We start from the raw sequence: 26,183 nt of genomic DNA on the forward strand, positions 1-26,183 counted from the left end.
TATGGATGAAAATTTAATGATGATATGGCAGAGGTGCCTTCAGTTCATGCGCGATAATCTGAACGCTGCTGAAGATAATTCTGACCTCAAAAAACTTGAGAAATCTTTCGATTTGCTATTTGATAAGGTTCAGCCATTGTCTTTGGTTGAAAACAACCTTACGTTGATAGTTCCGAGCGATTTTTACAAGGAATATATAGAGGATAATTACTTGTCCTTACTTTCTGCTGCCCTGAAGAAAAATATAGGAAAAGGAGTAAAATTGTGGTATTCTGTAATGGAAAACAAGCCTACCGGTTTAGAAAAGCCCGTTACCATGAATATGAAAGGGAAATCTGTTCCTACTCCGAAAGTACAGGAGACGATGCCACAAGGTTTCTCATCAAATATTGTAAATCCTTTTGTGGTTCCGGGAATCAGAAAAGTAAATATAGATTCAAATTTGAAATCAGATTTTTCTTTCGATAACTATGTTGAAGGAGAAAGCAACAAATTTGCAGCAACAGTAGCGAGATCTATCGCAAAAAGACCGGGAGCAACAGCTTTCAACCCATTATTTTTATATGGAGGTTATGGAGTTGGTAAAACCCATTTAGGACAAGCAGTTGGTCTTGAAGTGAAAAGCCAGTTTCCGGATAAAGTAGTTCTTTATTTGTCTTCTGAAAAATTCATTCAACAATTTATTTCAGCGGCAAAAGCTCATAAACAAACGGAATTTGCGAATTTCTATCAAATGGTTGATGTTTTGATCATTGATGATATTCAGTTCCTTTCAGGAAAATCTGCAACTCAGGACAGTTTCTTCCATATTTTCGATCATTTGCATCAAAATGGAAAACAGATTATCCTTACTTCAGATAAAGCTCCGGCGGATATTATGGATATTCAGGACAGGATTGTTTCCCGTTTCAAGTGGGGACTTTCTGCGGAAATCAAATCTCCGGATATTTCGACTCGTAAAAGAATTATCATTGATAAGCTAAGCAGAGACGGAATCGTTCTTCCTGATGATATGCTTGATTTCCTTGCTGCAGAAGCGAAAACGAATGTAAGAGAGCTTATAGGAATCATTAATTCTGTAATTGCATATTCTACTATTTATAAGCAGGATTTAAGTCTTACTTTGTTAAAAGATACAATTAACAAGATTGCTTCAAATCAGAAAAAGGTTATCAATATTCCTTACATTCAGGAGGTTGTTTGCGACTATTTCGGTATTAAAAAGGAGCAGCTTTTATCAAAAACAAGAAAAAGAGAAATCGCTCTTCCAAGACAATTAGCGATGTATTTCTCAAAAGAACTTACCAACTCTACTTTCACTAAAATTGGCGAAGAAATGGGAGGTAAAGATCACTCGACAGTAATGTACGCTTGCGATACGATTAAAGATGTTTCTAAAATCGATAAGGAAATCAAGAAGTACGTGAAAGAATTGGGAGAGAGAATCAAACAGTAAGAAATAATTTAATTTAAATAAGAAAAATGGAGAATAATTTTTATTCTTCATTTTTTATTTAGTTTTGTCTAAATTTAAAAAAATACAGTAATATCTAATCATTCAATTTTTTAATAATTAATTCCGAAAAAGACATGAAAATATTAATGGTTTGTTTGGGAAATATTTGCAGAAGTCCTTTAGCTGAAGGAATTATGAAAGATAAAGCTCCCGGATATTTTGTTGTGGATTCTGCGGGAACAATTTCTATGCACGAAGGTGAACATCCCGATAAAAGAGCCATTAAAACTGCTGCCAATCACGGAATTGATATTTCAAAACAAAGATCAAGACCTATTACCAAGGCAGACTTTGATCTTTTTGATAAAATTTATTGTATGGATGTTGATGTCTTGGCGGATGTTGTTTCAAAAACTAAAAATGAAGAACAAAGGCAAAAAGTTTCGCTATTTTTAGAAGCTTTAGGAGATCCTAAAAATGAAGAAGTTCCCGATCCTTATTGGGGTGAAATGAAAGAATTTGAAGATGTTTATCAGTTGTTGGATCGTGGTTGTGATGCGATTTTAAACCAAATTTCACATTAAATTATGAAGAAGTTATTTATTCTCTTTTTATTAGGCTGTAATTTTGCTTTTGCACAAACCAAAGACGAAATTGCCATCAGAAAAGTGATGGACGATTTTATGGGTTGCATTAAAACAAGAGATGAAGCAAAGTTTGTTTCTTTGTTTCAGGAACCTGTACTTTGGACGGGAATGTTTACGGAGCGTACGCATGCAAAGCGGCTGGAGAAAAATCCAAAAGCGACAAGCTTTTTTACGGATGATTATAAAGCTTTTATTAAAAGTTTTAATGATGATAAATCTGAAGAAAAATTTGATAATATCAAAATCATAGAAGACGGTTCTATCGCTTCTGCCAACTTCGATTACAGTTTTTGGTACGACGGAAAAATGGAAAACTGGGGAAAAGAGATCTGGACATTAATGAAGACAAATGGTGTCTGGAAAATAACTTCCGTTTCTTTTTCTATGGACTTAACAAAATATTACCCTCAACCTTCTTTAAAAGAAAGAACTAAAAAATAAATACAATGCTTTTTTTACTTCCTGCTTATCTTTCGGAAAATACTTCTATCACTCACTTTTCTCCTGTGATAAAAGATTATATCATGCAAACGGATTATTTTTTCGTGGAAAATGAAAAAACTGCGAGAAAAGTCGTTAAGTTTTTCGCTCCTGAAAAAAAACAATCAGATTTGAAACTTTTCTTGTTAGATAAATACACTGAAAATGCCGATATCAAAGAAGCTCAGCAATTAATGTTAAAAGGTCAGGATTTCGGTTTGCTTTCTGAAGCCGGACTTCCTTGTATTGCTGATCCTGGAAATTTAATGGTAAAATGGTGTCATGAGAAAAATATCAGAGTTATCCCAATTTCAGGCCCATCATCAATCATTTTAGCACTGATTTCCAGTGGTTTTAATGGTCAGGAATTTACATTTAATGGTTATCTTCCGATTGATAAAAGTGAAAAGAAAAAACAACTTTTGCAATTAGAAAATTTAGTTCAAAAGACTGGTTATTCCCAAATTTTCATGGAGACGCCGTATAGAAATAATCAACTTTTTGAAGATCTAACCAAGTTTTTATCACCCAATACAAAGCTTTGTATTGCAGCCAATATCAACGATCCGGAACATGAATTTATCAAAACAAAAACGATAAAAGAATGGCAAAAACAAAAACCGGAGCTTCATAAAATACCGGCTGTTTTTGTGTTGGGGAAATAATTTTTAAAAGAAATTAATTTTTCTTATATTCTCGCAGATTTAGCAGATTACGCAGATTTTAAAATAAACAGTACAAAAAAAGATCTGCATAATCTGCTAAATCTGCGAGAGAAAAACAAAAAAACTACAAATTATTCACCACTCTTTTAATACCATCCAAAATATTCGTAGTATTAAAATTTACCAGCAATCCAAGTTTTTTGTTTGAAAGCTTAAGGTAGGTTTGCAATTGTTTAAAATGAATATCTTCAATGTTTTTGACAGATTTTAATTCCAAAATCACTTTATTTTCAACCAAGATATCAATTCTAAAATTTAAGTCGAATTTTTTGCCTTCATAGATAACAGGAAGTTCTAATTCGGATTTCACGTCTAGTCCGTTTTCTTCTAATTCGTACATCAGAATTTTCTGATAAACAATCTCCAAAAGACCAGGACCAAGTTTATTGTAAACATTAAAGATACATTTTCTTACGAGGTAAGAAATTTCATTTTCATTCATTTGTTTTTTTTGCAAATTAAAGAAAATAAGAAATAAAAATTATTCAGATTATTTATTTTCTCTTTCTTCCTCTCCATTTTCTCCAAAAAAAAACAATGACTGGTATCAATAAAAAGAATGGCCAAAGCGAAATAATTCCTAAGAAAAACGCGACAAAACTATTCCAGCCTTCCGTTACCGAATCTCCAAAACGATTTCTAAAACCAATTTTTGAAGTAGCCGAACTTCTTACTTTTTCTTTAAATAAATTTAGATCTAAAGTACTGTAATTCACTCGATCATCGATGAAACGCAAGCTGCCTTCCGAAACGTCAATTTCATCTTCCAATTCACGGATGTTTTCCTGAATTTCGAGCATATCTTTTGTTGTAGTTGCTTTTTTCAGCATATCACGATATTTCTCAAGATATATTTTCTTATTAGTGAGTTTTATAGAAGTATCAGAATATTGTTCTGTCACGTCATCTGTATAAATATTTTTTGTAACAATAGAACCCAATCCATTTGAAAAAGAATTAATCAAAGAATCAAAATTTTTATGTGGAACACGAATGATAATATTTATATTGTCTTGTGTATCAGAGTTTTGAAATTTTTCTTTTTGAATGTAAGCTTTATTACTCTTTATAATCTCATTGATTTGATTCTGAGCTTTTATGACATCTCCAACCTGAATACTCATCTCCCCATTTTTAATGATTTTTTTGGTGATTGTATCATTTATATATTGATTTGAATATTTATCGTCAGACTCTGTTTTTTCTGAAATGGAACTTGGAGGTGGCGGCGGTACATTTGCAAAATTTTTATCTTTTGGACTATCTTCAGGAATGGCCATTTCCATAACTTCCTCTTTCGCAAAATTTTCAGATTTTCCACAATTGATAAGAATTAAACAAAACAACGGTACAATTAATTTTTTCATAACTAAAAGTTTGTGATATCTTATCAAAAAGTGTGCTCGAAAAGTAATTTTGCTTTTAATTTTTCAATAATTATTAAAAATTAATGTAAAATATTTATTGTTAACTATTTTAAAGGCTTTAAAACGATAAAAACTGAATTTATTTTATATTTTTATTAAATGAAAAAAAGTCTTTTTGCCCTACTATTTTCTCCATTTTTAATGTATGCTCAGGAAGTTCCGAAACTGACTGATGAAATGGCGATTAAATTATCCGAGAAACCGCTTCACTGTATCAATCAGGAATATCCGAACAAAACGGCGCATATTATCAATACCGCAAATGAAGTTCCTTTAAGTCCAAAAGATTTGCATCCCAGCTTTTATGGCTGTTTCGATTGGCATAGCTCGGTTCATGGACATTGGATGCTGGTGCTTCTGTTGAAGACAAAACCGAATTTATCGATTGCAAAAGACATTGAAAATATTCTTGATAATTCATTTAAAAAAGAAAATCTTCAAGTTGAGGCAGATTATTTCACAAAGTATCAATTGACGGGAACTTTTGAAAGAACTTATGGTTGGGCTTGGTTGTTGAAATTAGATGAAGAATTGGCAACTTGGGACAATCCAAAAGCGAAAATCTGGCATCAGAATTTGAAACCTTTAACGGATAAAATTCTAAGTTCATGGAAGTCTTTTTTGCCTAAACAAACGTATCCAAACAGAACGGGAGTTCATCCAAACACAGCTTTTGCAATGGTTTTTGCCTTAGATTGGGCGAGAGCAACCGGTGACAAAGCATTTGAAAATCAATTGATAGAAAAAGCAAAATACTTTTATTTAAACAATACGAAAACTCCGGCTTATCTTGAACCGGATGGTTCGGATTTCTTTTCGCCAAGCTTGGAAATTGCTGATTTAATGCGAAGAGTTTTACCGCAAAAAGAATTTACTTCTTGGTTAAATAATTTTTACGAAAAGCGAAGTCTAGAGAATATCGAAAAGATTCCGGTTGTAAGCGATTTATCTGATTATCAAACGGTTCATTTGGTAGGTTTATCCTTCACAAAGGCTTGGTGTATGAAAGGAATTGCAAAATCTCTTCCAAATAATCATCCATTAAAAAAGGAATTTGAAAAAACTGCAACCATCTTTTTAAACAATGGATTACCATTACTTTTCCAAGGAAATTATGGTGGGGATCATTGGTTAGCAAGTTTTGCCGTTTACGCTCTGGAAGATTAATAGGCTGGAAGATGGAGGCTGGAGATTTTCTACGCCATACAAACTTTCATCTTCCAACATCAAACTTCCAACTTTAAAAACAAATTTTAATATTTGATTCCCAGTTTTTTAAGGATAAAACTTAATAGCCAGATTGGACCGACTAAAAGGAATTGTAAGTCTTTTAAAAAAGATGGCTTTTTACCTTCAATTTTATGTCCTACGAATTGTAAAATCCATGTGATAATGAAAACGCCAAGATAAACCATCCAAGCATTTTCTTTAAAACGAATATTGATTCCATAAGCAAAACTTTCCATTAAGGTCATCACGAAAATCATGATTAAACCTATTAAAAAAGAAAGTCTCATATAAAAAATGGTAACCAAAGCCATTGCAGCAAGACTCACAAAACTTATCTCACCAATGTATTTGAAACCAATTGATCTCGACGGAATAAGTGAAATAAATCCTATAATCGTCCAGAAAATCAATGGAACACAGATCCAGTGAATCTTTTTATTGGTAGAGTTTCTGTGACTTTCGGCATATTCAGCAAATAGTAAATCAATCTTTCTCATAATAGGAATTTGGAAAATACTAAAATAATAAATTTTTGTAATCGCTCAAGAGATTGCTTACATTTGTGCTATGTCTGTCTTAGAAAAATTCGGAGTTGAGATTTTTACGCAACACAATATATTCGAAAGGATCGCTGTCGATAAACCTTTTCGTCCTGATAATCCGGCTTTTATCTTTATTAAAACAGGTTCTATAAAATTGAGACAGCATTTCAGAGATCTTGAGCTTTCGGCAAATATGTTCATGGTGACCGATCCGCAGACTGTTTATGAAATGATTTCCGTAAGTGATGATTTTCAGTCGAGAATGGTTTCTTATAAAAGAGAATTTATTTCAGCTTTATCATTGAAATTCAACAGATTGATTACTTACCGTTATTTTAGGCAACAGATGAATATTGGCGTTCCTTTTGAGCCGGATGAAATGGAAGTCGTCTGGAAAAGTGTCAATTTTCTGAAATATATTTTAGATTCTGAAACAGAAATGACGTACAAAAAGGAGATTGTTGAACATCTTTTTTCGGTTTTCTGTTATCAAATGGCGGGAATTATTTCTAAAGAAGACTCCAACTCTATGAGTCAGATGTCGAGACAGGAAGAGATCGTATTCGTATTTCTGAATGATCTTGCAACCCATCATAATACTGAGCGCAGTGTAGAATTTTATGCCGAACGCCAATCCATTACAACGAGACATCTTTCTGCAGTCATAAAAGAAATTACAGGAAAGTCTGCGAGCCAGATCATTGCTTTGATTATTATGAATGAAGCTAAAGTATTGCTAAACTCTTCTAATAAGCCTGTTTCTGAGATTTCTTCTATTTTAGGTTTCAGCGATCAATACTCATTTTCTCATTTTTTTAAGAAACATCTGGGTGAAAGTCCTTCACAATATCGAAATCAGTTCGAAAGTTAAAATCTTACATTTGAACATCTTTTTCCAATTCTTAAACATTTGTTTGAGTTTCTGTTCGCCATAACTTTGTACTCGTAAAACAAGGTAAAATGGCAAAGAATATAAAAACAGCACTATCACTCATGATAGCATTATTTCCTGCGCTGTTTTTTTCACAAGAAATAAAACAGATGACAGCGAATGAGGTTGCCGAACTCGCGGTGCAAAATCATCAGCAGTTGAAAGTTTCGGCACAGAATATCGACATTGCAAAACAGAATACTAATGTTGTAAAACTTCAGAAATTACCTACAATTACAGCATCTACAAGTCAGTTTTACTTGGGAAATGTGATTGCGATCGATAAAGATTTTTCAAATTCAACAACAATTCCGATGCCTCATTACGGAAGTTCATATGCGGTTCAGGCAACTCAACTGATCTTCAAAGGAGGTTTGGTAAAAAAATCAATTGAATTGGCAGGACTTCGAGAACAGCTTTCAGAATTAGATTTAGAAAAGAATAAACAGGATGTGAAATTTTTGGTAATATCCAATTATCTAGATGTTTATAAAATTTTAAATCAGCAGGAAGTTTTTCAGAATAACAAAAAACTGGCTCAGGAACGATTAAAAAATATCCAGAAATTTTATCAGCAGGGAATGGTTACCCGAAATGAAGTGATTCGTGGTGAATTGGCTATCAAAAACTTAGATCAGGGAATTTTGACTTTAATTAACAACAAGAAAATTCTTAATTATAATCTAAGTATTGCTTTGGGTTTACCGACTGATACAGAGATTCTTCCTGTAGAAAATTTGGAAAACAAAGATGCTGGAATTGGGATAGATTATTATTTAAATCTCGCCCACGACAGCAATCCATTAATGAAATCTGCAAAGACCAATATCGATGTTGCAGACAAAAATATTGAAATCATTAAAACCGATAAAATGCCTACTGTAGCAGGTTTTGGAGGTTATACTTTGCAAAGACCGATTACGACAAGAAATCCGGTTTTAGATATGTACTCAAGTGGATGGCAAACCGGAGTTTCGCTAAGCTATAATATTGATAATCTGTATAAAACAAAGGAAAGAGTAAAATTAGGCGAGTTGCAGAAAAATCAGGCAAATGATGCAATGACTTTAACTCAGCAAAATATTGATATGGCTGTAAATGCAGCTTATGTAAAATATCAGGAATCGATTCAACAGGCGAATATTTTAAATGATGCTAAAAAATTAGCCGAAGAAAACTACAAGATTACAGAAGCTAAATACTTGAATCAGTTAGCGGTACAGGCAGAAATGATTGATGCGCAAAATCAAAAACTTCAATCGGAACTGGATTATGCCAATGCAGAAATCAATGTACTGTATCAATATTATAATCTTCTGAAATCTACCGGAACTCTTTAATTTTTAAGACTGAAAACAATGGAAAACAAGGAGCAAAATACTCAAAATACACAACAAACTGCTGCAAATACAGGTGGAGCTGCCAACAAAAAAGAAAGAAAGAAAAATAAAATCAAAGCCATTATTTCGAATATCGTTGTGTTTGCAATTGTCGGTTTTGGATTGTACTGGCTGATTGCTCAATATTTTCACATCGGAGATAAAACGTATACGGAAGCGGCTCAGGTTGAGGAATTTATTAATCCGATCAACACTAGAGTTTCAGCTTATATTAAAGAAATAAAATTCATTGAACATCAGAAAGTTAAGAAAGGTGATACTTTGGTGATTTTGGATGACCGTGAAATTTTAACACAGATCGGACAAGCAGAAGCGGCGTATCAAAATGCATTGGCTCAGAGAGTTGCTACAAGTTCGTCGGTAAATACGGTTTCCAATAACGTAAATGTCTTGGAATCCAATATTGCAGGAGCAAAAGCAAGACTTTGGAATGCTGAGCAAAATCTAAACAGATATAAAAATCTATTGGCTTCGGAGGCGGTGACAAGACAGCAATACGATCAGGTGAAAACGGAGTATGATGCTCAGAAAGCAGCTTATGAAACTTTAATAAATCAAAAACAATCTGCAAATCTTTCTACAACCGAAGTAAAAAGTAAATTTGGAATCATTGATGCTGAGATTAAAAGAACGAAATCGGCTTTGGATATGGCGAAAATCAATCTTTCTTACACCATAATTACAGCACCTTATGACGGGGTAATGGGACGAAGAACGATTTCCGAAGGTCAGTTAATTCAGCCCGGACAACAAGTAGCAACGATCGTTTTAAATGATCAAAAATGGGTAACCGCCAATTTCCTGGAAAGCCAGATGCCGAACATTAAAATCGGAGAAAAAATGATGATGACAGCTGATGCATTGGGCGGACAAAAATTTGAAGGTGTTGTGACAGCTATTTCTGCAGCAACAGGTTCAAGATATTCGAATATTCCGACGGACAATTCGACCGGAAATTTTATCAAAGTTCAACAGAGAATTCCTGTAAGAATCGAGTTTACAGCTTCTAATAAAAAAGAAGACGTAGAAAAACTGAGTGCGGGAATGAACGTGAACGTCAATATTAGTAAGTAATCAAATATGAATGATGAAGTGTCAATTTATGCGGAAAAAATTAACAAATAATCATTGACAATTCACAAACAAAATATCATGTACAACAAAGGATTATACCACGATTGGGTGCCAAAGGCAGTACAGCTTTTATTGATTGTTTTATTAATGGCTGTTGTGATGCCACTCGGTGGAGTATACACCGGAAATATCAGTTATATGACAGGGGGAACTGGTGTACTTTCAGAGTATTATATTTTCGCAAACTATGCGACTACGATTGGAATGGGAGCGGCAATGCCGATTGTGTTGAGATTGAAAATGAGATTCAAAATCCGTGATAAAATTACACTTGTTTTGGTTTTTTTGGGAATTTTAAATTACATCAATGCAACGACTTCAGAACCCACTGTAATTATCGGAAGTTCCTTGATTTTGGGTTTTCTGAAAATGATTGTAGCCATAGAATTATTTTTACCCGTAATGGCAATGATCGGAAACCGGGGAATGTTTTATGGTGTTTTTTATTCATTTATTCTCATAATGAACCAAATTGCGGGATATTATGCAGTAGAAGTTTCGATATTGTATAATTGGCAGCAGTTTTTCATCATAATTTCTATTTTATGCTTTGTTTTGGCATTATTGCAGTGGATTTGTATGCATGATCAATATTTTGCTTTAAAAGTTCCGTTACATTATATCGATTGGCTGAGTATTATACTTTTTGCATCCACATTTATGTTTTCAGCATATGTTTTAGCATTTGGAAAACAGCAGGACTGGCTAAATTCAACGAAAATTATCAATGCAAGCATTGCAGCTTTTGTAAGTTTTGCACTTCTGGTAACACGACAGACGCATTTGAAAAGACCTTATTTATCTTTTAAAACCTTTTCAAAAAACAATGTAATGCATGGATTGTTCATGCTCGTGTGTCTGGGGATGTTTTTAGGAACGACTTCGCTTCAGAATATTTTCGCGGTCGGAGTTTTGGGATACGATCAATTAACCAACGCAAAACTAAATATACTAATGATTCCCGGAATCATCCTAGCCGGAATCGTCGCCATATTTTGGTTTAAAAAAGATAAACCTTTAAAAATGTACATCTTTTCAGGATTTTCTGCGATGTTAGGATATTCGATTGTGATGTATTTTTCTATGGTTCTTGAATTTAATTACGAAAGCTGGTATTTACCAATGTTTTTTAAAGGGTACGGAATGACAGCTTTGTTCATCTCGGTTTGGTATTACACATTAGATAAATTGGAATTAAACGAAATGTTGGCCGCAATCGGGTTGGCTCTGGTCTGGAGAACTTTTCTTACAGTAGGCTTTTTTTCGGCCATATTTTCTTGGTTTCAATATCAGTTTCAAATTGTAAGTCTGGGAGACTTGGCGGTGTATATCGATGGAATGACGGTGACTTCACAAAATGTTGCCGCTAATATGAAAACTCTTCAGTTGAACGCTATAATTGCTTCTAATAAAAAGATTTTCGGTTACATTGTGTTGGCAGGTTTTGGAATTTTGATTTACATTCTTACCCATCATTTTGGCAGAGAACGTTTTCAATATGTCCGCTATATCAGACTTTTAAAAGGAAAATCGAAGATCGCGAAACGCAGATTGCAGGAAAATAAACAGCTTGCAGAAGAAATAAAAGATGCAGCAGGATCTGCATTGTAAAGAAACCTTGTTTTCATTTACTTAGTCAAAGCTCCATTTTAGATTTTAAAGTGGAGCTTTGCGATTTATAATAGAAAAGAATCATAGCAAACCCTTAAACTAAAACTCTCAAATTCTATAACTATCAAATTTAATTAGGAGCTTTTTCCCGCTTTTTGCTGTATCTTTTTGGTTACGGGCTCCGCTTCGCTCGCAACCAAAAAAGGATGTCGCGTCAATCGGGGCTAGGGTAGTAGGATTGGTAATTTCAAGAGCCTCAATCACCATAGAAACTGTACTCGTTTTAATCGATGAGGAGAATGAAATTACTTATGAAGTATGTCATAACCACAATGTTTGTCATCCCCGAAGGGATCTAAGCATAGTATTAGAAAAATAATATTGAAAAATTCGCGCTTAGATTACTACAGAATCACAACTAAACGTACAGTACAAAATGGAATTATTCGGGAAAAATATTTGTGTGATTAGTGTTTAAAAGTGTTTACATAAAAAATTCAAAAACTCTTATCTTTGCAGTATAAATAATGCTATGAAAGATTTAATGGGTAAAGCCATCTGGGACTATTTCCACAATGAAGATCCAAAAGATTTACAGACCGAAACTTCAATTTCTGAACTGGATGAGCTTCCGGTCGATTATCTTTTCCGTGATTTCGAAGAAATGAATGATATCGAACAAAAAGCATTGAAATTAGCTCAAGGAAAAACTTTGGATATCGGAGCAGGAGCAGGTTCACATTCTTTGTATCTTCAAAACGAAAGAAACCTGGATGTTACCGCATTGGATATTTCACCAAAAGCTATTAAAGTTTGCACATTGAGAGGAATTAAAAAAGCGGTTCCCCAAAATATGCTTCATTTTTCTGGCGAAACTTTCGATACAATTCTTTTATTAATGAATGGAACGGGGATTTTCCAAAGTCTTACTGTAATTGATATTTATCTTAAAAAATTATATTCTTTATTGAATGATAAAGGTCAAATTTTAATCGACAGTACAGATATCATATATATGTTTGATCGCGATGAAGACGGTGGAGTTTATATTCCGGCAGAAGGTTATTATGGCGAGTTGGATTATATTGTTCATTACAAAGGTGAATCCGAAGATCCAATAAAATGGCTGTATCTTGATTTTAATACACTGAAAAATGCTGCTGAAAATAATGGTTTTAAAATTGAAAAAGTTTTGCAGGATGAGGATGCTTATCTAGCGAAATTGATTAAAAAATAAAATATAAGTAATTGCAATGTAGTAATATAAATAATTATTTTTTAGAAATTTCTCAATAAATTGAAAATTGATGTAATGGGATAAGCTGAAAATAATTGCTGAAAGTTTAAATACATAAGAAAGGTCATAATTCCAGCTAGAATAACAGGAAGAACTAAAGATTGCGATTGATAAGGTAGCTTCTTTGGCATTAATATAACGGAAGTAATTAATAGTATAATTGCTCCTAAAGCAATAATGCCCATTTCAGGACTGTAACGGGAGGGTGTGTCGAAATCGAAATTAGCTAAAAGTATATAATTTTGAATATAAAAAAATCCAAAACCAATAAATAATGTTAAAATTGCAGGAACATACTTTCTGACTTTAACAAAGTTTAAAAATAATAGAATTGATCCTGGAATAGTACTGAAAAGAAGACTTATAACTAATATTGTAGTTCTTGAATGTAATTTTATTGCATTCGGATCTTCCGTGATATGGTCTTTCCAAATCGCTTTTTCTTCATTTTCTTTTGTTTCTTCAACTTCTCTTTTATTTCGAATAAGTTATTGAATATCAGTTGTTTCCTGTTCGGTAAAAATACGACCTCTTTCTTTTAAAATGTCAAAAGCCATTTCAGAGGCTTCGGGTGTGAATTGGTTACCTTCTTTAAGATATTTCTCTAACTCAAAGTCGGATAGCTTATTTAAAACATTTTTCTTTACCATTGTGCTATTAAAAAAATGGGCATTTTTAGTGCCCATTTCATTTTATGTTAGTTAAGATTATCCAATCTCAATACCGTTTTCAACATTGCTGTCATCCGGTGTTACGAAAGATAATTTTCCGTCCGGTTTTGTTGTTAGCAACAACATTCCCTGAGATTCGATTCCTCTGATCTTTCTTGGAGCAAGATTTAATAAAATCATTACCTGCTTTCCAATTACCTCTTCCGGAGTGAAACTTTCTGCAATCCCTGAAACTACGGTTCTTACATCAACACCTGTGTCTACAGTCAGTTTCAGTAATTTATCGGCTTTTTCTACTTTTTCAGCTTCTGTAATCGTTGCTGTTCTTAAGTCGATTTTCGTAAAATCATCAAAAGTGATTTCGTCTTTCATAGGGTTTGCGTTAGGGTTTGTTTTTTTATTGTTTTGTTTTGTGTCTTCCAGTTTTTGGATTTGAGCTTCGATGACATCGTCTTCAATTTTTGAGAAAAGAAGTGATGCTTCGTTAATTTTGTGACCAGTTTCAATTAAAACAGATTTAGTTTCAACATCATTCCAATCCGATTTTTGAACATTAAACATATTCAATAATTTTTCTGAACTGAAAGGTAAGAATGGTTCACATAACTGAGCCAAAGCAACAGCAATCTGAGCTCCAACAAATAATGAATGCGCAGCTTTTTCAGGATTATCTTTAATAGTTTTCCAAGGCTCTTCAGTTTGAAGATATTGATTCCCGAAACGTGCTAAATTCATTAAAGCCGTTAAAGAATTTCTGAATTCATAGTTTTCTAAGAATCCTGAAATTTCACTTGCCGCTTTATTTATTTCTTTTAATTCCGGGGTGTTTACATCACCTTGAGGAATAATTCCGTCATAATACTTATGAATTAGAACCGCGACTCTATTGATGAAGTTTCCAAAAATTCCAACTAATTCAGAATTATTTTTCGTCTGAAAATCCTTCCACGTAAAATTATTATCTTTTGTTTCCGGAGCGGATGAAAGTAGAGCATATCTCAAAACATCCTCTTGTCCTGGGAAATCTTCAACGTATTCATGTGCCCAAACTGCCCAGTTTCTTGATGTTGAAATTTTATCATTTTCAAGATTAAGGAATTCAAAAGCAGGAACATTTTTCGGCATAATATAATCTCCGTGAGCCTTCATCATCGCTGGGAAAATAATACAGTGGAATACAATATTATCTTTTCCAATGAAATGAACTAAATCACTTTGTTCGCTTTGCCAGTAATCTTTCCAGTCTTTTCCGTTTTTCTCCGCCCATTCTTTCGTAAAAGAAATATAACCAATAGGTGCATCAAACCATACATACAATACTTTTCCTTCTGCACCCGGAAGCGGAACAGGAACTCCCCAGTTCAAATCTCTGGTCATTGCACGAGGTTTCAACCCGTCGTTTAACCAAGATTTAACCTGTCCGTAAACGTTGGGCTTCCAGTCGTCTTTATGACCTTCAATGATCCATTCGTTCAGGAAGTCTTCGTATTCATTTAATGGTAAATACCAGTTTTTTGTTTCTTTTAAAATAGGAACGTTTCCGCTCAACATTGATTTTGGATTAATCAATTCTGATGGCGAAAGGGTAGTTCCGCATCTTTCACACTGATCTCCGTAAGCGTTTTCGTTTCCACAGTTCGGACACGTTCCAACGATGTATCTGTCAGCTAAAAATTCATTAGCCTGTTCGTCAAAATATTGCTCAGACATTTCTTCCGTAAATTTCCCTTTTTCATAAAGAACTTTAAAGAAATCCTGACTTGTTTCGTAATGATTCTTAGAAGTCGTTCTTGAATATTCATCAAAAGAAATTCCTAAATCTGAGAAAGATTTTTTGATGATTTCGTGATACTTATCTACGATATCCTGAGGGGTAACTCCTTCTTTTTTAGCTCTTATGGTAATAGGAATTCCGTGCTCATCCGATCCACAGATAAACGCTACATCTTTTCCTAATCTTCTCTGAAATCTTGCATAAACATCCGCAGGAATATAAACACCCGCCAAATGCCCAATATGAACCGGTCCGTTTGCATAAGGCAAAGCCGCCGTAATCATCTTTCTGTTTGACATTTATAGTAAAGTTTTGAAGTACAAAGATACGGATAATCCTCGAAAGATTAAAAATTGGCGATTTTACAAGAGATTATTCAGTTTTGAATGGTGAAATATTACATTTAGTTAAACTAATGTTTAACTTTTTGTTAAATCTATACTGTTATTATGTTTTGCATAATTTAATGTAAAGAATTGAAAAATAGATTTTTAGTTTTATAATGTCGTTTAATTTAAATAAAATTATGTAAATTTTAAATAATTTTATGATAATTCTATTTTTTTTATAAATTGCAGAGCACACTCTTTGCAAAAAGTTGTGTAAACTGTACGAAATACGAAACTATATAAAAGAAATATTGTGAAAAACTTTACAACGGTATTAAAAATTGCGCCTGCATTTTTATTGGCTAGTACAATGATTCATGCGCAGACAGACTCTACAACAAAAGAGAAAAAAATAGAGGAAGTTGTTTTGATCGGGTATGGAGCTAAAAAGAAATCGGATTTGACGGGATCTGTGACGGCAGTATCTGAAAAAGAATTTAACAAAGGTGCTATTGTTTCTGCTGACCAATTAATTACAGGAAAAGCTCCAGGTGTAAGAATTACTAATGCAGGGGGTTCTCCAGATTCTGCTCCAAATATTAGAATTCGTGGAGGCTCATCATTTAGTGCAAATAATAATCCTTTGATCGTTATAGACGGAGTTCCTTTGGATACGAATAATCCTGCAGGAGTGGGGAATCCACTAAACTTAATAAATCCCAATGATATTGAGTCTTTTTCAATATTAAAAGATGCTTCTGCTACTGCTATTTATGGTAACAGAGGTTCTAATGGAGTTATTATTATTAAGACAAAAAGAGGTGGGGGTAAACTTAAAGTAAATTTAAGTACGAATGTTTCTGTCGGTACAGTAACAAAATATATTGATGTTATGAATGCCGATGAATTTAAGAATTTTATCAACCAAAATTATCCTAATTACAACTATTTATTAGGTGTGGGAGGAGACTTTGCTAATCCTACTCAGCAAGGGAAAATTTATGATACAGATTGGCAAAAGGTAATTTACAGGAATTCTGTATCATCAGATAATAATTTAAGTATTTCAGGAAGCTTGTTTAATAAGGTTCCTACTAGATTATCTCTTGGATATAATAGGACAGAAGGAGTTGTAAGAACAAGTGACTATGAAAGGTTTTCAGCGGGTTTAAATATCACCCCTTCATTTTTTGATAATCACTTAAAAATTGATTTTAGTTTAAAAGGTTTATTTTCAAAACTTAATGCAATTGATGATGGGGGAGCAATAGGTGGTGCTTTAAATATGAATCCAACTCTACCAATTTACCAATCTCAGACAGGATTAACAGGGGAACCTTATGACAGGTTTGGTGGATATTATCAGTACACTATACCTAAAGGAAATCAGTATCTTATTCAAGGGCAGACGAATCCATTAGCTATTTTGATGCAAAGGCAATCGCCACAGCGAATTTCTAAATTTTTAGGAAACGCAGAAATTAATTACAAATTTCATTTTTTGCCTGATTTAAGGGCTATTGTAAATCTAGGTTTGGAGGCTTCAAGATCTGATCTTAAAACTGTTTTTTCGGATAATGCAATTGCTACTTACAGAAACCCTCAAAGTTCTGTAATACCAAATGATTATGTTTTTAGTCCTGGTGTAGATTATGCTGAGCATCAAAATATTGTAAATCAAACAATGGATGCATATCTAGTATATGAGAAAAAATATTCTGGTTTCATTTCTCACTTCTTAGTACAAGGAGGTTATTCTTATCAGAATTTTAAAAATGATGGATATAAAGATCAATACAGATATGATGATGCAACAGGTTTAAGAGTTCCAAATCCTGGTACAGCTTTAAATCCTAATAACAGATATTATAATGTTTTAAATCTTCAGTCATTTTTAGGTAGAGCAAATATTGATTTTTATGACAAATATTTATTTACATTAAATTTCAGGGCAGATGCTTCATCTCTATTTCAGAAAGGTGAGAGATGGGGATATTTTCCAGGTGTAGGTTTTGCTTGGAAAGCGAATAAAGATTTCTTTACAAATTCCTCAAATGTTAATGATTTGAAATTAAGATTAGGATGGGGAAGAACTGGAAATGCGGATATTGTTGGGGTAGCAGGTTTCTATCCTTCTAGTCCGTACTTTGCAATTGGAGGATCGAATTCGCAATATTTTCCAGGAGTAGGAACGTACAGTGCTTTAGCATTTAATCCTGGATTGACCTGGGAAACAACAGATACATGGAATGGAGGAATTGATTTCTCGTTTTTTAGACAAGAAAGATTATCAGGAAGTATTGATGTTTACCAAAGAAAAACAACAAATCTGTTGGCAAAACTTCCTCTTCCTCCAGGACAGGGATTGACAAATCAATTTACAAAAAACGTTGGATCACTAGAAAACAAAGGAGTTGAATTAAATTTGACTGTAGTTCCCGTTAAGAAAGAAAATTTAAACTGGTCTGTATCCGGAAACTTAGCGTATAATGATGGTAAAGTATTGAATCTGGGAGATATAAATAATTTTCAAGATGATGGTAGTACACTTCCTGTAGGAACAGGAGTTAAATTGGCGGCTAATGTCGTTGGAGGAATTCCTTACTCTGCATGGGTTTTACAGCAGGTTTATGATGCTAATGGAAAACCACTGGACAACGTATATGTGGATAGAAATAATGATGGGATCATTAATGAAAATGACAGATACTATAAAGCTATTAGACCTAGATGGACTTATGGATTCAGTACATCTCTGAACTATAAAAATTGGGATGTCAATGCTGCTTTCAGAGGACAAATAGGAGGTTTGGTCTATAATACAAGAAAAATTGCGCAGGGTCTAAAGAGTTATACAACTCCTTCAAACTCTCAAAATCTGAACAACACTTTAGTGTCAACCGCAGACTCACAATTTACTATTTCGGATAATTTGTATTTATCAGACTACTTTTTAGAAGATGCTTCTTTTCTAAAGCTTGATAATGTTACTGTAGGTTATTTGTTTAAAAATGTATTTAAAAGTACAAACGTAAGAGTATATGCGTCTGTAAATAACGTTTACACATGGACAAATTATTCAGGACAAGATCCTGAAAACTTTAATGGAATTGACAATAATTTTTATCCTAGACCTAGAACGTATACCGTAGGATTTAACTTTAATTTCTAAAAAAACTAAAATGAAAAATACTAAATACAAAGTACTTGCTCTCCTTACATTTTTAGCTTTAAATACGGCTTGTGTAAATGATTTAGATACTAAACCAAAAGTTGAATTAACATTAGAAAACCTTTTGGCTTCAGATCCAAATGCAGTAGAGGGATTGCTTTCAAGACTATATGCAAGTTTTGCACTTTCTAGTGTGGAAAGCCCGGACAAATCAGATATTTCCGGAGCAGATCCTGGAGAATCTCCTTTTGTAAGAGGTTTGGTAAATTTACAGGACTTTACAGCTGATGATATGAAAAATAGATGGGGAGATAATGGGCTGGATCAATTAACAACAACCTCAAATTGGACTTCAAATAATAAATTCTTCAAGTATGTATACGATAGAATATATTATACAATTCCTCAGGCAACAAATCTTATTCTCATTATGAAAAGCGGACAAGTGAATTATGCCAATAAAGATCAGGTTGTTGATGAATTAAGATTTTTAAGAGCGTTATCTTATTATTATCTTATTGATCTTTTCGGAAAAGGGGTACTGGTAAAGGATGAAAATTTTAATACAAGTACATTGTTACAAGAAAGCTCAAGAAAAGATCTTTTTAATTATGTTGAAAGCGAACTATTAGCCATTGAATCTACTTTGCCAACTACAAATTCTTATGGCAGGGCTAATAAATCTTGCACTAGAATGCTTTTAGCAAAATTATATCTTAATGCAGAAGTATATACAGGAACAGCCAGATACAATGATGCTGCTGTATATATTAATAAAATAATTAACGAAGGTGGTTATCAACTAGAATCTAATATCAGAAAAAACTTCTCTTCTGATAACAATACTTCTAAAGAAATTATTTTTCCACTCTTGGCTGACGCGGTTTCTAGTCAGAGTTTTGGTAATACAACTTATTTGGTAAATGGTAGTATAAGTACAGATACTATGGTTCCTTCTGATTTTGGAGCGTTGGAAGCTTGGGCAGGTCATAGAGCCACTAAAGCGTGGTATGGATTATTTGGGAACACTATCGCAGATCTACAGACTAGTTCCGATAAAAGAGCAAAACTCTTTTGGACTCAGGGACATAATTGGGAAATGAATGATTATAAGGCGTGGTCAGATGGTTTACCATCAGATAAATTTTGGAATAAAGATTCTAATGGAATTGGTGGGGCTACCAAATTCTCTTCTACAGATTTTCCTCTGTTCAGATTGGCGGATGTTTATTTAATGTATGCTGAATGTGCATTAAGAGGTGCTATAGGAACTACAGTATCTCAGGGATTAAACTATGTAAATCTTGTAAGAGTAAGAGCTGGAGCAACACCATTAACATCAATAAATTTAGATGGAGTTTTAGATGAAAGAGCCAGAGAATTGAATTTCGAAGGAATGAGAAGACAGGATCTTATTAGATTTGGAAAATTTACAGGAGGAACATATTTATGGCCATGGAAAGGTGGTGTGAAAAATGGAACTTCAATTTCGGATAACTATAAAGTATTTCCGATTCCAAGTTCAGCATTACAATCTAATCCTAATTTAACACAAAACCCTGGTTATTAATTCTTATTAAAATGAAAAATATATTTAAAATTTTATTGTCTTCATTGCTATTTTTATTTGTTTTCTCCTGCGCAGGTGAAGATGATAATATAGTTTTGAATGAAGTTTCAGCAGGGAAAATTTCTGCGGATAAGAGTGTTTTAGTGCTTAATAATGCCACACCGGCAGTAGAAGCTATAAAGTTTTCATATACTATTCCAACGTTTGATATTAACGTTGTACCTCAGTATTTCGTTGAGATAGGGCTTAAAGGTACAAATTTTAGTAAGTCTCAATCAGTATCTACAACAAAAGATCCGGCTATTTCCACGCTTACACACAAAGCTTTTAATGATTTATTAATAGCTTTAGGGGCAAAGCCTGGAGAGCAGACCGATGTTGAGGTAAGATTTAAAACATCTTTCAGTCAAAATGCAAATTATTATTCTAATATTCTTTCATTGAAGGTAACTCCTTTTGTTAATCTGAAAAATCTATATCTAGTAGGAGATGCAACGGAAGCAGGCTGGAATAATAACAATAATAATACTGCTCTTTTCAGAGATCCCGGTAATGTAAATAAATTTTACTTTAGAGGATATTTTACTGCTGGTTCTTTCAAACTGTTGGAAAAGCTTGGAGATTGGCATCCTCAGTGGGGAGTTAATGGAAGTGGAGTTTCTGCCAGTAATCCGGATGGGACTAATGAACCTGCAGTATTTAGCATACCTACAGCTGGATACTACAGCTTCGAAATCGATATTAATGCGAAAACTTATTCTTTAACATCTTCTACCGCTGGAGCCGTCTATCCAACTATTGGTATCATTGGTTCTTCAACGCCTGATGGATGGAATAGCGATCAGGATATGACAGCATCTGCCTTCAATCCTCACGTATGGAAGATAACTAATATTTCACTTATAACAGGAGAAGCTAAGTTTAGAGCGAATAATGATTGGGGTACAAATTGGGGTGGTAGTACTCCGTTTTCAGGCGTTGCAGCTTTAGGAGGCTCTAATATTCCCTTAAATGAAGCGGGTAACTATGATGTTTATTTTAATGATCTAGACGGAAGATATCTTTTCATTAAAAAATAAATTAATATTAAATTAAATAACATAGCAAAGTGTTGCTTTTCGGCAGCACTTTCTTTATTTTTAAAGTTTTATAGATAATCATTATGAAGAAAATTACAGTTGGAGCAGTTTTGCTCTCAATGATGTTTGTGGGTGTTAAAGCACAATCTTTAAAATCGCCGGACGGGAAGTTTGAAATGAATTTTCAGTTGAAAGGAGGCGTACCATATTACAACCTTAAATACAATGGGAATGTAGTAGTGGAAGATTCTAAATTGGGATTGAGATTATTTAAGGATACTTCGATAAAATTTGCATCAGAAATTGCAAAACCTGAAGATGTAAAATTTGACCTTAACAACGGTTTCACAAAAACAGACGAAAAAAGAGATTCTAAAAACGAAACTTGGCAGCCTGTTTTAGGAGAAAAGAAAAACTATATCAACAATTATAATGAGTTGGCTGTAACGCTGAATCAGGCTTCTACAGAGAGAAATATTGTTGTGAAATTTAGATTGTTTAATGATGGATTAGGATTCAGATATGAATTTCCTCAACAGAAAAACTTAAACTATTTCACGATCCGTGAAGAAGATTCTGAGTTCGATTTCCCGACAGATATGAAATCTTGGTGGATCGTTGCAGATTACGATTCTCAGGAATACAAATATCAGGAAACCAAAGTTTCTGAAATTCCTGCAAGATGGCCTGAGGCTGCAGATGCAAACGCTTCTCAGACTTTAATTAAAAATGCGGTTCAGTCTCCTTTAATGTTGAAAAAAGAAGGGAAAGAACCTTTATATATCAACGTAGCAGAAGCGGCAGTATTGGATTATCCGGCTTCTCACCTTGAAGTGGATGCTCAGAATTTTAAGCTGAAAACACACCTTACTGCAGACAGACAGGGAGCGAAAGGATATATTCAGACACCTTCTGTAACGCCGTGGAGAACAATTATCGTAGCACCGAAAGCTGAAGCGGTGATGGATTCAAAAATGATTTTTAATCTTAATGAACCTACAAAATACAAAGACACGTCTTACATTCACCCGACAAAATATATGGGAGTTTGGTGGGAAATGATCATTGGAAAATCTCAGTGGGCTTACGGTCAGCCGGAATCCAACGTTCGTCTTGGTGTAACAGATTTTTCTAAATTGACACCAAACGGAAAACATGCAGCCAATAATACAAAAGTTAAAGAATACATCGACTTCGCAGCTGAGAACGGCTTCCAAGGTTTATTGATTGAAGGTTGGAATGTCGGTTGGGAAGACTGGTTTGGTCATTCCAAAGAATTTGTTTTCGATTTTATCACACCTTACCCTGATTTTGACATTAAAATGTTAAATGAATATGCTCATTCAAAAGGAATTAAGCTAATTATGCACCACGAAACTTCAGGTTCGGCAACGAATTATGAAAGATGGGCAGACAAAGCATTCCAGTTGATGAACAAATACGGGTATGATGCAGTGAAAACAGGATATGTGGGAGACATCATTCCGAGAGGAGAACATCATTACTCTCAATGGACGATCAACCATTTCTATAGAATTGCTGAGAAAGCCAATGAGTATAAAATCATGGTAAACTCTCACGAATCTGTACGTCCGACGGGGGAAAGCCGCACATATCCGAACTATATTTCTGCAGAAGCAGCTCGTGGAACGGAGTACGAAGCATTCGGAGGGAACAATCCGGATCACCAGACCATTCTTCCGTTTACAAGATGGATGGGGGGATCTATGGACTACACACCGGGAATTTTCCAGACCAAATTAGATTACTATTTCCCTGGAGATACACGTTTTGTGAAGACAACCTTGGCGAAACAATTAGCGTTGTATGTGACGATGTATATGCCTCTTCAGATGGCTGCAGATTTACCTGAAAACTACAAAAAACATATGGATGCATTCCAGTTTATCAAGGATGTAGCGGCAGATTGGGACGATACGAAAATCTTATCGGCTGAACCGGGAGATTATGTGGTAACTGCTAGAAAGGCAAAAGGTACCGAAAACTGGTTTGTAGGAGGTATTACAGACGAAAACAAACGTGATTACACGGTAGATTTCTCTTTCCTGAACAAAGGTCAGAAATACGAAGCAACGATCTACGAAGATGGAAAAGATGCGGATTACATCAACAATCCTCAAAGCTACAACATCTACAAAAAGGAGATTACAAGCAAGTCGAAGATCAATTTCAAGATGGTAAGAAGCGGTGGTTTTGCTGTTTCTATCAAGCCTGTAAAATAAACTTTTAGCGAGAGTGAAGAGTTTGAAATAGTAAATAAATTTTTTTAGGAGCTATTTCCCGCTCTCCGCACTCGCTATTTTTTTTGAATCGGCGCGGCGGCAAAGCCGCCGCGCCGATTCAAAAAAAATGAGCTCAAACAAATGCTACGATCGGGGCTAAGAGCAAGTACGCATCTAAAAAGTTTGTCAAAACTTTAAAATCTAGACAAAATTTTTTCACAGCAATCTGAATTTAGATCAAGAAGATAAAATGAATTAATCTAAATACCAATTAAGTAAAATATTCATTTAATCAAAGACATCACTTAACAATAATTTCTGCTATCATTTGCTGAGTGAAACGCCTTTTGCAAACTTAAAAAAGAATAGTAGTAAAAAAAAACTTAGCGCTCTTTGCTTTAAAAGAAAATATAAAGAACATATTTAATAAATTATTAAAACAAAAAAATGAAAAAATTATATACGATTATCGCACTTTCAACAGCAGTCATCGCCTTTTCCCAAAAACCTTTAGATAAAGTAGAGCCCGCATTCTGGTGGAAAGGAATGAAAAACCCGGAGCTTCAGATTTTAGTTTACGGAAAAGATATAGCGAAAAATCAGATTGAACTTTCAGATGGTGTTCAGATTAAAGATATTCAAAAAGTCGAAAATCCGAACTATGTTTTTGTAACCGTGAATACCAATGAAATCAACGTTCCGAAATTTAAGATCAACATTAAAAACGGCAAAAAAAATATAGGTTCTTATACTTATGAATTGAAACAGAGAAACCCAAATTCTGCCGACAGAGAATCTTTTACATCAAAAGATGTAATGTATTTAATTATGCCTGACCGTTTTGCAAATGGCGACGAAAAAAACGATTCCAGCCCAAATTTAACGGAAAAAGCAAACAGAAGCCTTCCAAACGGACGCCACGGCGGAGATTTACGCGGAATTATCAATAATTTAGATTACATCCAGAATTTAGGGACAACATCCGTCTGGCTTACTCCGGTGAATGAAGACAATGAAAAAGTCTACTCTTATCATGGGTATGCACAGACAGATTTGTACAAAATCGATGAACGTTACGGAACGAATGAAGAATACAGGGAGCTTTCCCAAAAATTAAACAAGAGAAATATGAAACTGGTGATGGACTATGTAACCAATCACTGGGGAATTTCGCACTGGATGATTAAAGATCTTCCGACAAAAAGCTGGATCCACTGGTTTAATGATGGGGAAAACGGTTTCAAGCGTTCAAATTACAAAACTACGACCCAGGTAGATACCAATGCTTCTGAAATTGATAAAGAATCTGCTTTGGATGGCTGGTTTGATACGACAATGCCCGATATCAATCAAAAAAATCCTTTAGTTTTAAAATATTTAACGCAAAACGCTATCTGGTGGATAGAATACGCCGAATTGGGTGGTTTCCGTGTCGATACGTATCCTTACAACGATAAAGAAGCGATGGCAAAATGGGCAAAAGCAATTACGGATGAGTATCCGAAATTCAATATTGTTGGCGAAACCTGGCTGTATACTGCCGGACATATTTCGGCTTGGCAGAAGAATTCCAAAACGGGCGAGGCGGCGAACTATAATTCCAATCTTCCTTCTGTGATGGATTTTATGCTGTACGAAAGTATGCCAAAAGCGGTGAAGGAAAAAGAAGGATGGGATAACGGAATGAATCGCATTTACAACAGCTTGTCGAGCGATTTTCTGTATCCTGACATCAATAATGTGATGGTTTTCTTCGAAAATCACGATACCGAAAGATGGAATGAGATTTTTAATGATGACCCGAAAGCTTATAAATTGGGTCTAACCCTTATTTCAACGGTTCGCGGAATTCCACAAATCTATTACGGTTCTGAAGTTGGAATGCGCGGTGACAAAAATAAAGGTGGTGATGCAGATATCCGAAGAGATTTTCCGGGTGGCTGGAAATCGGATAAGCAAAATGCATTAAATCCTTCAACACAAACGCCTGAACAAAAGGAATTTTATCAGTTGACCCAGAAGCTGCTGAATTGGAGAAAGGGGAAAGATGTAATTCATACCGGAAAAACTAAAAATTTCGTTCCTCAGAATAATGTTTTTGTGTATTTTAGATACAATGAAAAAGAAAGCGTAATGGTTATTTTAAATAATAATGATAAAGAACAAACATTGGATTTAAAACACTTTGCAGAATCTCTGAACGGATTTTCCAAAGGGAAAGATATCATTTCAGACAAAGAATTTTCATTACAAAATGGTTTAACAATTCCTGCAAAAACATCGATGGTAATTGAATTGAATTAAAACACAAATGACACAAATGTTTTCACAATCAAATCCTTGTGACCTAAGTTAAGTGAAACGCCTTCGTGAACTTAAAAAAGTTTAGTAGTCAAAGAAAACTTTTGCGCTCTTTGTGTTAAAAAAAAAACAGATATAATCACAAACCTCACACGTTTTTAAAA

The 26,183-nt window shown here is 34.1% G+C and carries 20 protein-coding genes; 15 read left to right on the forward strand and 5 right to left on the reverse strand.

What is annotated here, in order from left to right:
- Position 1: 1 nt before the first annotated feature.
- The 4 genes from dnaA to ACKX2A_RS19460 all read left to right on the forward strand — a co-directional run bounded on the left by dnaA (position 2) and on the right by ACKX2A_RS19460 (position 3,248).
- The gene (gene dnaA, locus ACKX2A_RS19445; RefSeq protein WP_415326620.1) at positions 2-1,456 is read left to right on the forward strand and encodes a chromosomal replication initiator protein DnaA; all 1,455 of its coding nucleotides are present in this window, start codon (positions 2-4) and stop codon (positions 1,454-1,456) included.
- A gap of 134 nt (positions 1,457-1,590) precedes the next feature.
- On the forward strand, positions 1,591-2,040 hold the full coding sequence (locus tag ACKX2A_RS19450) for a low molecular weight protein-tyrosine-phosphatase (RefSeq protein ID WP_415326621.1): 450 nt from the start codon (positions 1,591-1,593) through the stop codon (positions 2,038-2,040).
- 3 nt (positions 2,041-2,043) lie between these two features.
- Entirely contained in the window at positions 2,044-2,544 is a 501-nt protein-coding gene (locus tag ACKX2A_RS19455) for a nuclear transport factor 2 family protein (protein ID WP_415326622.1), read from the forward strand.
- A 5-nt stretch (positions 2,545-2,549) separates the two neighbouring features.
- Positions 2,550-3,248 carry an SAM-dependent methyltransferase gene (locus tag ACKX2A_RS19460; RefSeq protein ID WP_415326624.1) on the forward strand — a complete coding sequence of 233 codons (699 nt, stop codon included), beginning with the start codon at positions 2,550-2,552 and terminating at the stop codon, positions 3,246-3,248.
- Positions 3,249-3,372: 124 nt separating this feature from the next.
- Here the strand turns inward: ACKX2A_RS19460 and ACKX2A_RS19465 are convergent, their stop codons facing one another.
- Both ACKX2A_RS19465 and ACKX2A_RS19470 read right to left on the reverse strand, forming a co-directional pair.
- Positions 3,373-3,750: a GxxExxY protein gene (locus ACKX2A_RS19465; protein WP_415326625.1), complete on the reverse strand. Its 378-nt coding sequence runs from the start codon at positions 3,748-3,750 to the stop codon at positions 3,373-3,375.
- A 52-nt stretch (positions 3,751-3,802) separates the two neighbouring features.
- Complete coding sequence (locus ACKX2A_RS19470) at positions 3,803-4,675, reverse strand: DUF4349 domain-containing protein (protein ID WP_415326626.1); 873 nt, start codon at positions 4,673-4,675, stop codon at positions 3,803-3,805.
- A 159-nt stretch (positions 4,676-4,834) separates the two neighbouring features.
- Here ACKX2A_RS19470 and ACKX2A_RS19475 point away from each other — a divergent pair, with 159 nt between their 5' ends.
- Positions 4,835-5,902, forward strand: coding sequence for a DUF2891 domain-containing protein (locus ACKX2A_RS19475; protein WP_415326627.1), 1,068 nt, complete (start codon positions 4,835-4,837; stop codon positions 5,900-5,902).
- Positions 5,903-5,988: 86 nt separating this feature from the next.
- On the opposite strand, the gene ACKX2A_RS19480 is transcribed toward ACKX2A_RS19475, so the two are convergent.
- Positions 5,989-6,462 carry a DUF962 domain-containing protein gene (locus ACKX2A_RS19480; protein ID WP_415326629.1) on the reverse strand — a complete coding sequence of 158 codons (474 nt, stop codon included), beginning with the start codon at positions 6,460-6,462 and terminating at the stop codon, positions 5,989-5,991.
- Between the two features lie 70 nt (positions 6,463-6,532).
- Between ACKX2A_RS19480 and ACKX2A_RS19485 the strand changes: the two genes are divergently transcribed.
- The 5 genes from ACKX2A_RS19485 to ACKX2A_RS19505 all read left to right on the forward strand — a co-directional run bounded on the left by ACKX2A_RS19485 (position 6,533) and on the right by ACKX2A_RS19505 (position 12,820).
- Positions 6,533-7,378: a helix-turn-helix domain-containing protein gene (locus ACKX2A_RS19485; RefSeq protein ID WP_415326630.1), complete on the forward strand. Its 846-nt coding sequence runs from the start codon at positions 6,533-6,535 to the stop codon at positions 7,376-7,378.
- Positions 7,379-7,467: 89 nt separating this feature from the next.
- Positions 7,468-8,778, forward strand: a complete 1,311-nt coding sequence (locus tag ACKX2A_RS19490) for a TolC family protein (RefSeq protein WP_415326632.1) — start codon at positions 7,468-7,470, stop codon at positions 8,776-8,778.
- Between the two features lie 18 nt (positions 8,779-8,796).
- Positions 8,797-9,912, forward strand: coding sequence for an HlyD family secretion protein (locus tag ACKX2A_RS19495; protein ID WP_415326633.1), 1,116 nt, complete (start codon positions 8,797-8,799; stop codon positions 9,910-9,912).
- A 78-nt stretch (positions 9,913-9,990) separates the two neighbouring features.
- Positions 9,991-11,583, forward strand: a complete 1,593-nt coding sequence (locus tag ACKX2A_RS19500; protein ID WP_415326634.1) for an MFS transporter — start codon at positions 9,991-9,993, stop codon at positions 11,581-11,583.
- A gap of 532 nt (positions 11,584-12,115) precedes the next feature.
- A complete protein-coding gene (locus ACKX2A_RS19505) occupies positions 12,116-12,820 on the forward strand; it encodes a class I SAM-dependent methyltransferase (protein WP_415326636.1) in 705 nt (234 codons plus the stop codon).
- A gap of 548 nt (positions 12,821-13,368) precedes the next feature.
- Here ACKX2A_RS19505 and ACKX2A_RS19510 read toward each other — a convergent pair.
- Together ACKX2A_RS19510 and metG are read right to left on the reverse strand one after the other, a co-directional pair.
- A complete protein-coding gene (locus tag ACKX2A_RS19510) occupies positions 13,369-13,566 on the reverse strand; it encodes a hypothetical protein (protein ID WP_415326638.1) in 198 nt (65 codons plus the stop codon).
- A 21-nt stretch (positions 13,567-13,587) separates the two neighbouring features.
- Positions 13,588-15,624: a methionine--tRNA ligase gene (gene metG, locus ACKX2A_RS19515; protein ID WP_415326639.1), complete on the reverse strand. Its 2,037-nt coding sequence runs from the start codon at positions 15,622-15,624 to the stop codon at positions 13,588-13,590.
- Between the two features lie 343 nt (positions 15,625-15,967).
- Between metG and ACKX2A_RS19520 the strand changes: the two genes are divergently transcribed.
- The 5 genes from ACKX2A_RS19520 (at position 15,968) to ACKX2A_RS19540 (ending at position 26,022) form a co-directional block, all read left to right on the forward strand.
- Positions 15,968-18,826, forward strand: a complete 2,859-nt coding sequence (locus ACKX2A_RS19520; RefSeq protein ID WP_415326640.1) for a SusC/RagA family TonB-linked outer membrane protein — start codon at positions 15,968-15,970, stop codon at positions 18,824-18,826.
- Between the two features lie 10 nt (positions 18,827-18,836).
- Entirely contained in the window at positions 18,837-20,396 is a 1,560-nt protein-coding gene (locus ACKX2A_RS19525; RefSeq protein ID WP_415326641.1) for a RagB/SusD family nutrient uptake outer membrane protein, read from the forward strand.
- Between the two features lie 11 nt (positions 20,397-20,407).
- Positions 20,408-21,475 (forward strand): SusF/SusE family outer membrane protein, encoded by a 1,068-nt coding sequence (locus tag ACKX2A_RS19530; protein ID WP_415326642.1) that lies wholly within the window; start codon positions 20,408-20,410, stop codon positions 21,473-21,475.
- 83 nt (positions 21,476-21,558) lie between these two features.
- Entirely contained in the window at positions 21,559-23,718 is a 2,160-nt protein-coding gene (locus ACKX2A_RS19535; RefSeq protein ID WP_415326643.1) for a glycoside hydrolase family 97 protein, read from the forward strand.
- Between the two features lie 447 nt (positions 23,719-24,165).
- Positions 24,166-26,022: a glycoside hydrolase family 13 protein gene (locus ACKX2A_RS19540; protein ID WP_415326644.1), complete on the forward strand. Its 1,857-nt coding sequence runs from the start codon at positions 24,166-24,168 to the stop codon at positions 26,020-26,022.
- Positions 26,023-26,183 lie beyond the last annotated feature (161 nt).

Source organism: Chryseobacterium sp. MMS23-Vi53 (assembly GCF_047651245.1).
GTDB lineage: Bacteria > Bacteroidota > Bacteroidia > Flavobacteriales > Weeksellaceae > Chryseobacterium.

Excerpts from the sequence above, each read along its gene's own strand:
- ACKX2A_RS19455 (WP_415326622.1), top strand. The coding sequence starts at position 2,044 with ATGAAGAAGTTATTTATTCTCTTTTTATTAGGCTGTAATTTTGCTTTT.
- ACKX2A_RS19465 (WP_415326625.1), bottom strand. The coding sequence starts at position 3,750 with ATGAATGAAAATGAAATTTCTTACCTCGTAAGAAAATGTATCTTTAAT.
- ACKX2A_RS19500 (WP_415326634.1), top strand. The coding sequence starts at position 9,991 with ATGTACAACAAAGGATTATACCACGATTGGGTGCCAAAGGCAGTACAG.
- ACKX2A_RS19480 (WP_415326629.1), bottom strand. The coding sequence starts at position 6,462 with ATGAGAAAGATTGATTTACTATTTGCTGAATATGCCGAAAGTCACAGA.
- ACKX2A_RS19460 (WP_415326624.1), top strand. The coding sequence starts at position 2,550 with ATGCTTTTTTTACTTCCTGCTTATCTTTCGGAAAATACTTCTATCACT.
- ACKX2A_RS19530 (WP_415326642.1), top strand. The coding sequence starts at position 20,408 with ATGAAAAATATATTTAAAATTTTATTGTCTTCATTGCTATTTTTATTT.
- ACKX2A_RS19485 (WP_415326630.1), top strand. The coding sequence starts at position 6,533 with ATGTCTGTCTTAGAAAAATTCGGAGTTGAGATTTTTACGCAACACAAT.
- ACKX2A_RS19505 (WP_415326636.1), top strand. The coding sequence starts at position 12,116 with ATGAAAGATTTAATGGGTAAAGCCATCTGGGACTATTTCCACAATGAA.
- metG (WP_415326639.1), bottom strand. The coding sequence starts at position 15,624 with ATGTCAAACAGAAAGATGATTACGGCGGCTTTGCCTTATGCAAACGGA.
- ACKX2A_RS19540 (WP_415326644.1), top strand. The coding sequence starts at position 24,166 with ATGAAAAAATTATATACGATTATCGCACTTTCAACAGCAGTCATCGCC.
- ACKX2A_RS19495 (WP_415326633.1), top strand. The coding sequence starts at position 8,797 with ATGGAAAACAAGGAGCAAAATACTCAAAATACACAACAAACTGCTGCA.
- ACKX2A_RS19450 (WP_415326621.1), top strand. The coding sequence starts at position 1,591 with ATGAAAATATTAATGGTTTGTTTGGGAAATATTTGCAGAAGTCCTTTA.
- ACKX2A_RS19490 (WP_415326632.1), top strand. The coding sequence starts at position 7,468 with ATGGCAAAGAATATAAAAACAGCACTATCACTCATGATAGCATTATTT.
- ACKX2A_RS19525 (WP_415326641.1), top strand. The coding sequence starts at position 18,837 with ATGAAAAATACTAAATACAAAGTACTTGCTCTCCTTACATTTTTAGCT.
- ACKX2A_RS19470 (WP_415326626.1), bottom strand. The coding sequence starts at position 4,675 with ATGAAAAAATTAATTGTACCGTTGTTTTGTTTAATTCTTATCAATTGT.
- ACKX2A_RS19475 (WP_415326627.1), top strand. The coding sequence starts at position 4,835 with ATGAAAAAAAGTCTTTTTGCCCTACTATTTTCTCCATTTTTAATGTAT.
- ACKX2A_RS19535 (WP_415326643.1), top strand. The coding sequence starts at position 21,559 with ATGAAGAAAATTACAGTTGGAGCAGTTTTGCTCTCAATGATGTTTGTG.
- ACKX2A_RS19510 (WP_415326638.1), bottom strand. The coding sequence starts at position 13,566 with ATGGGCACTAAAAATGCCCATTTTTTTAATAGCACAATGGTAAAGAAA.
- dnaA (WP_415326620.1), top strand. The coding sequence starts at position 2 with ATGGATGAAAATTTAATGATGATATGGCAGAGGTGCCTTCAGTTCATG.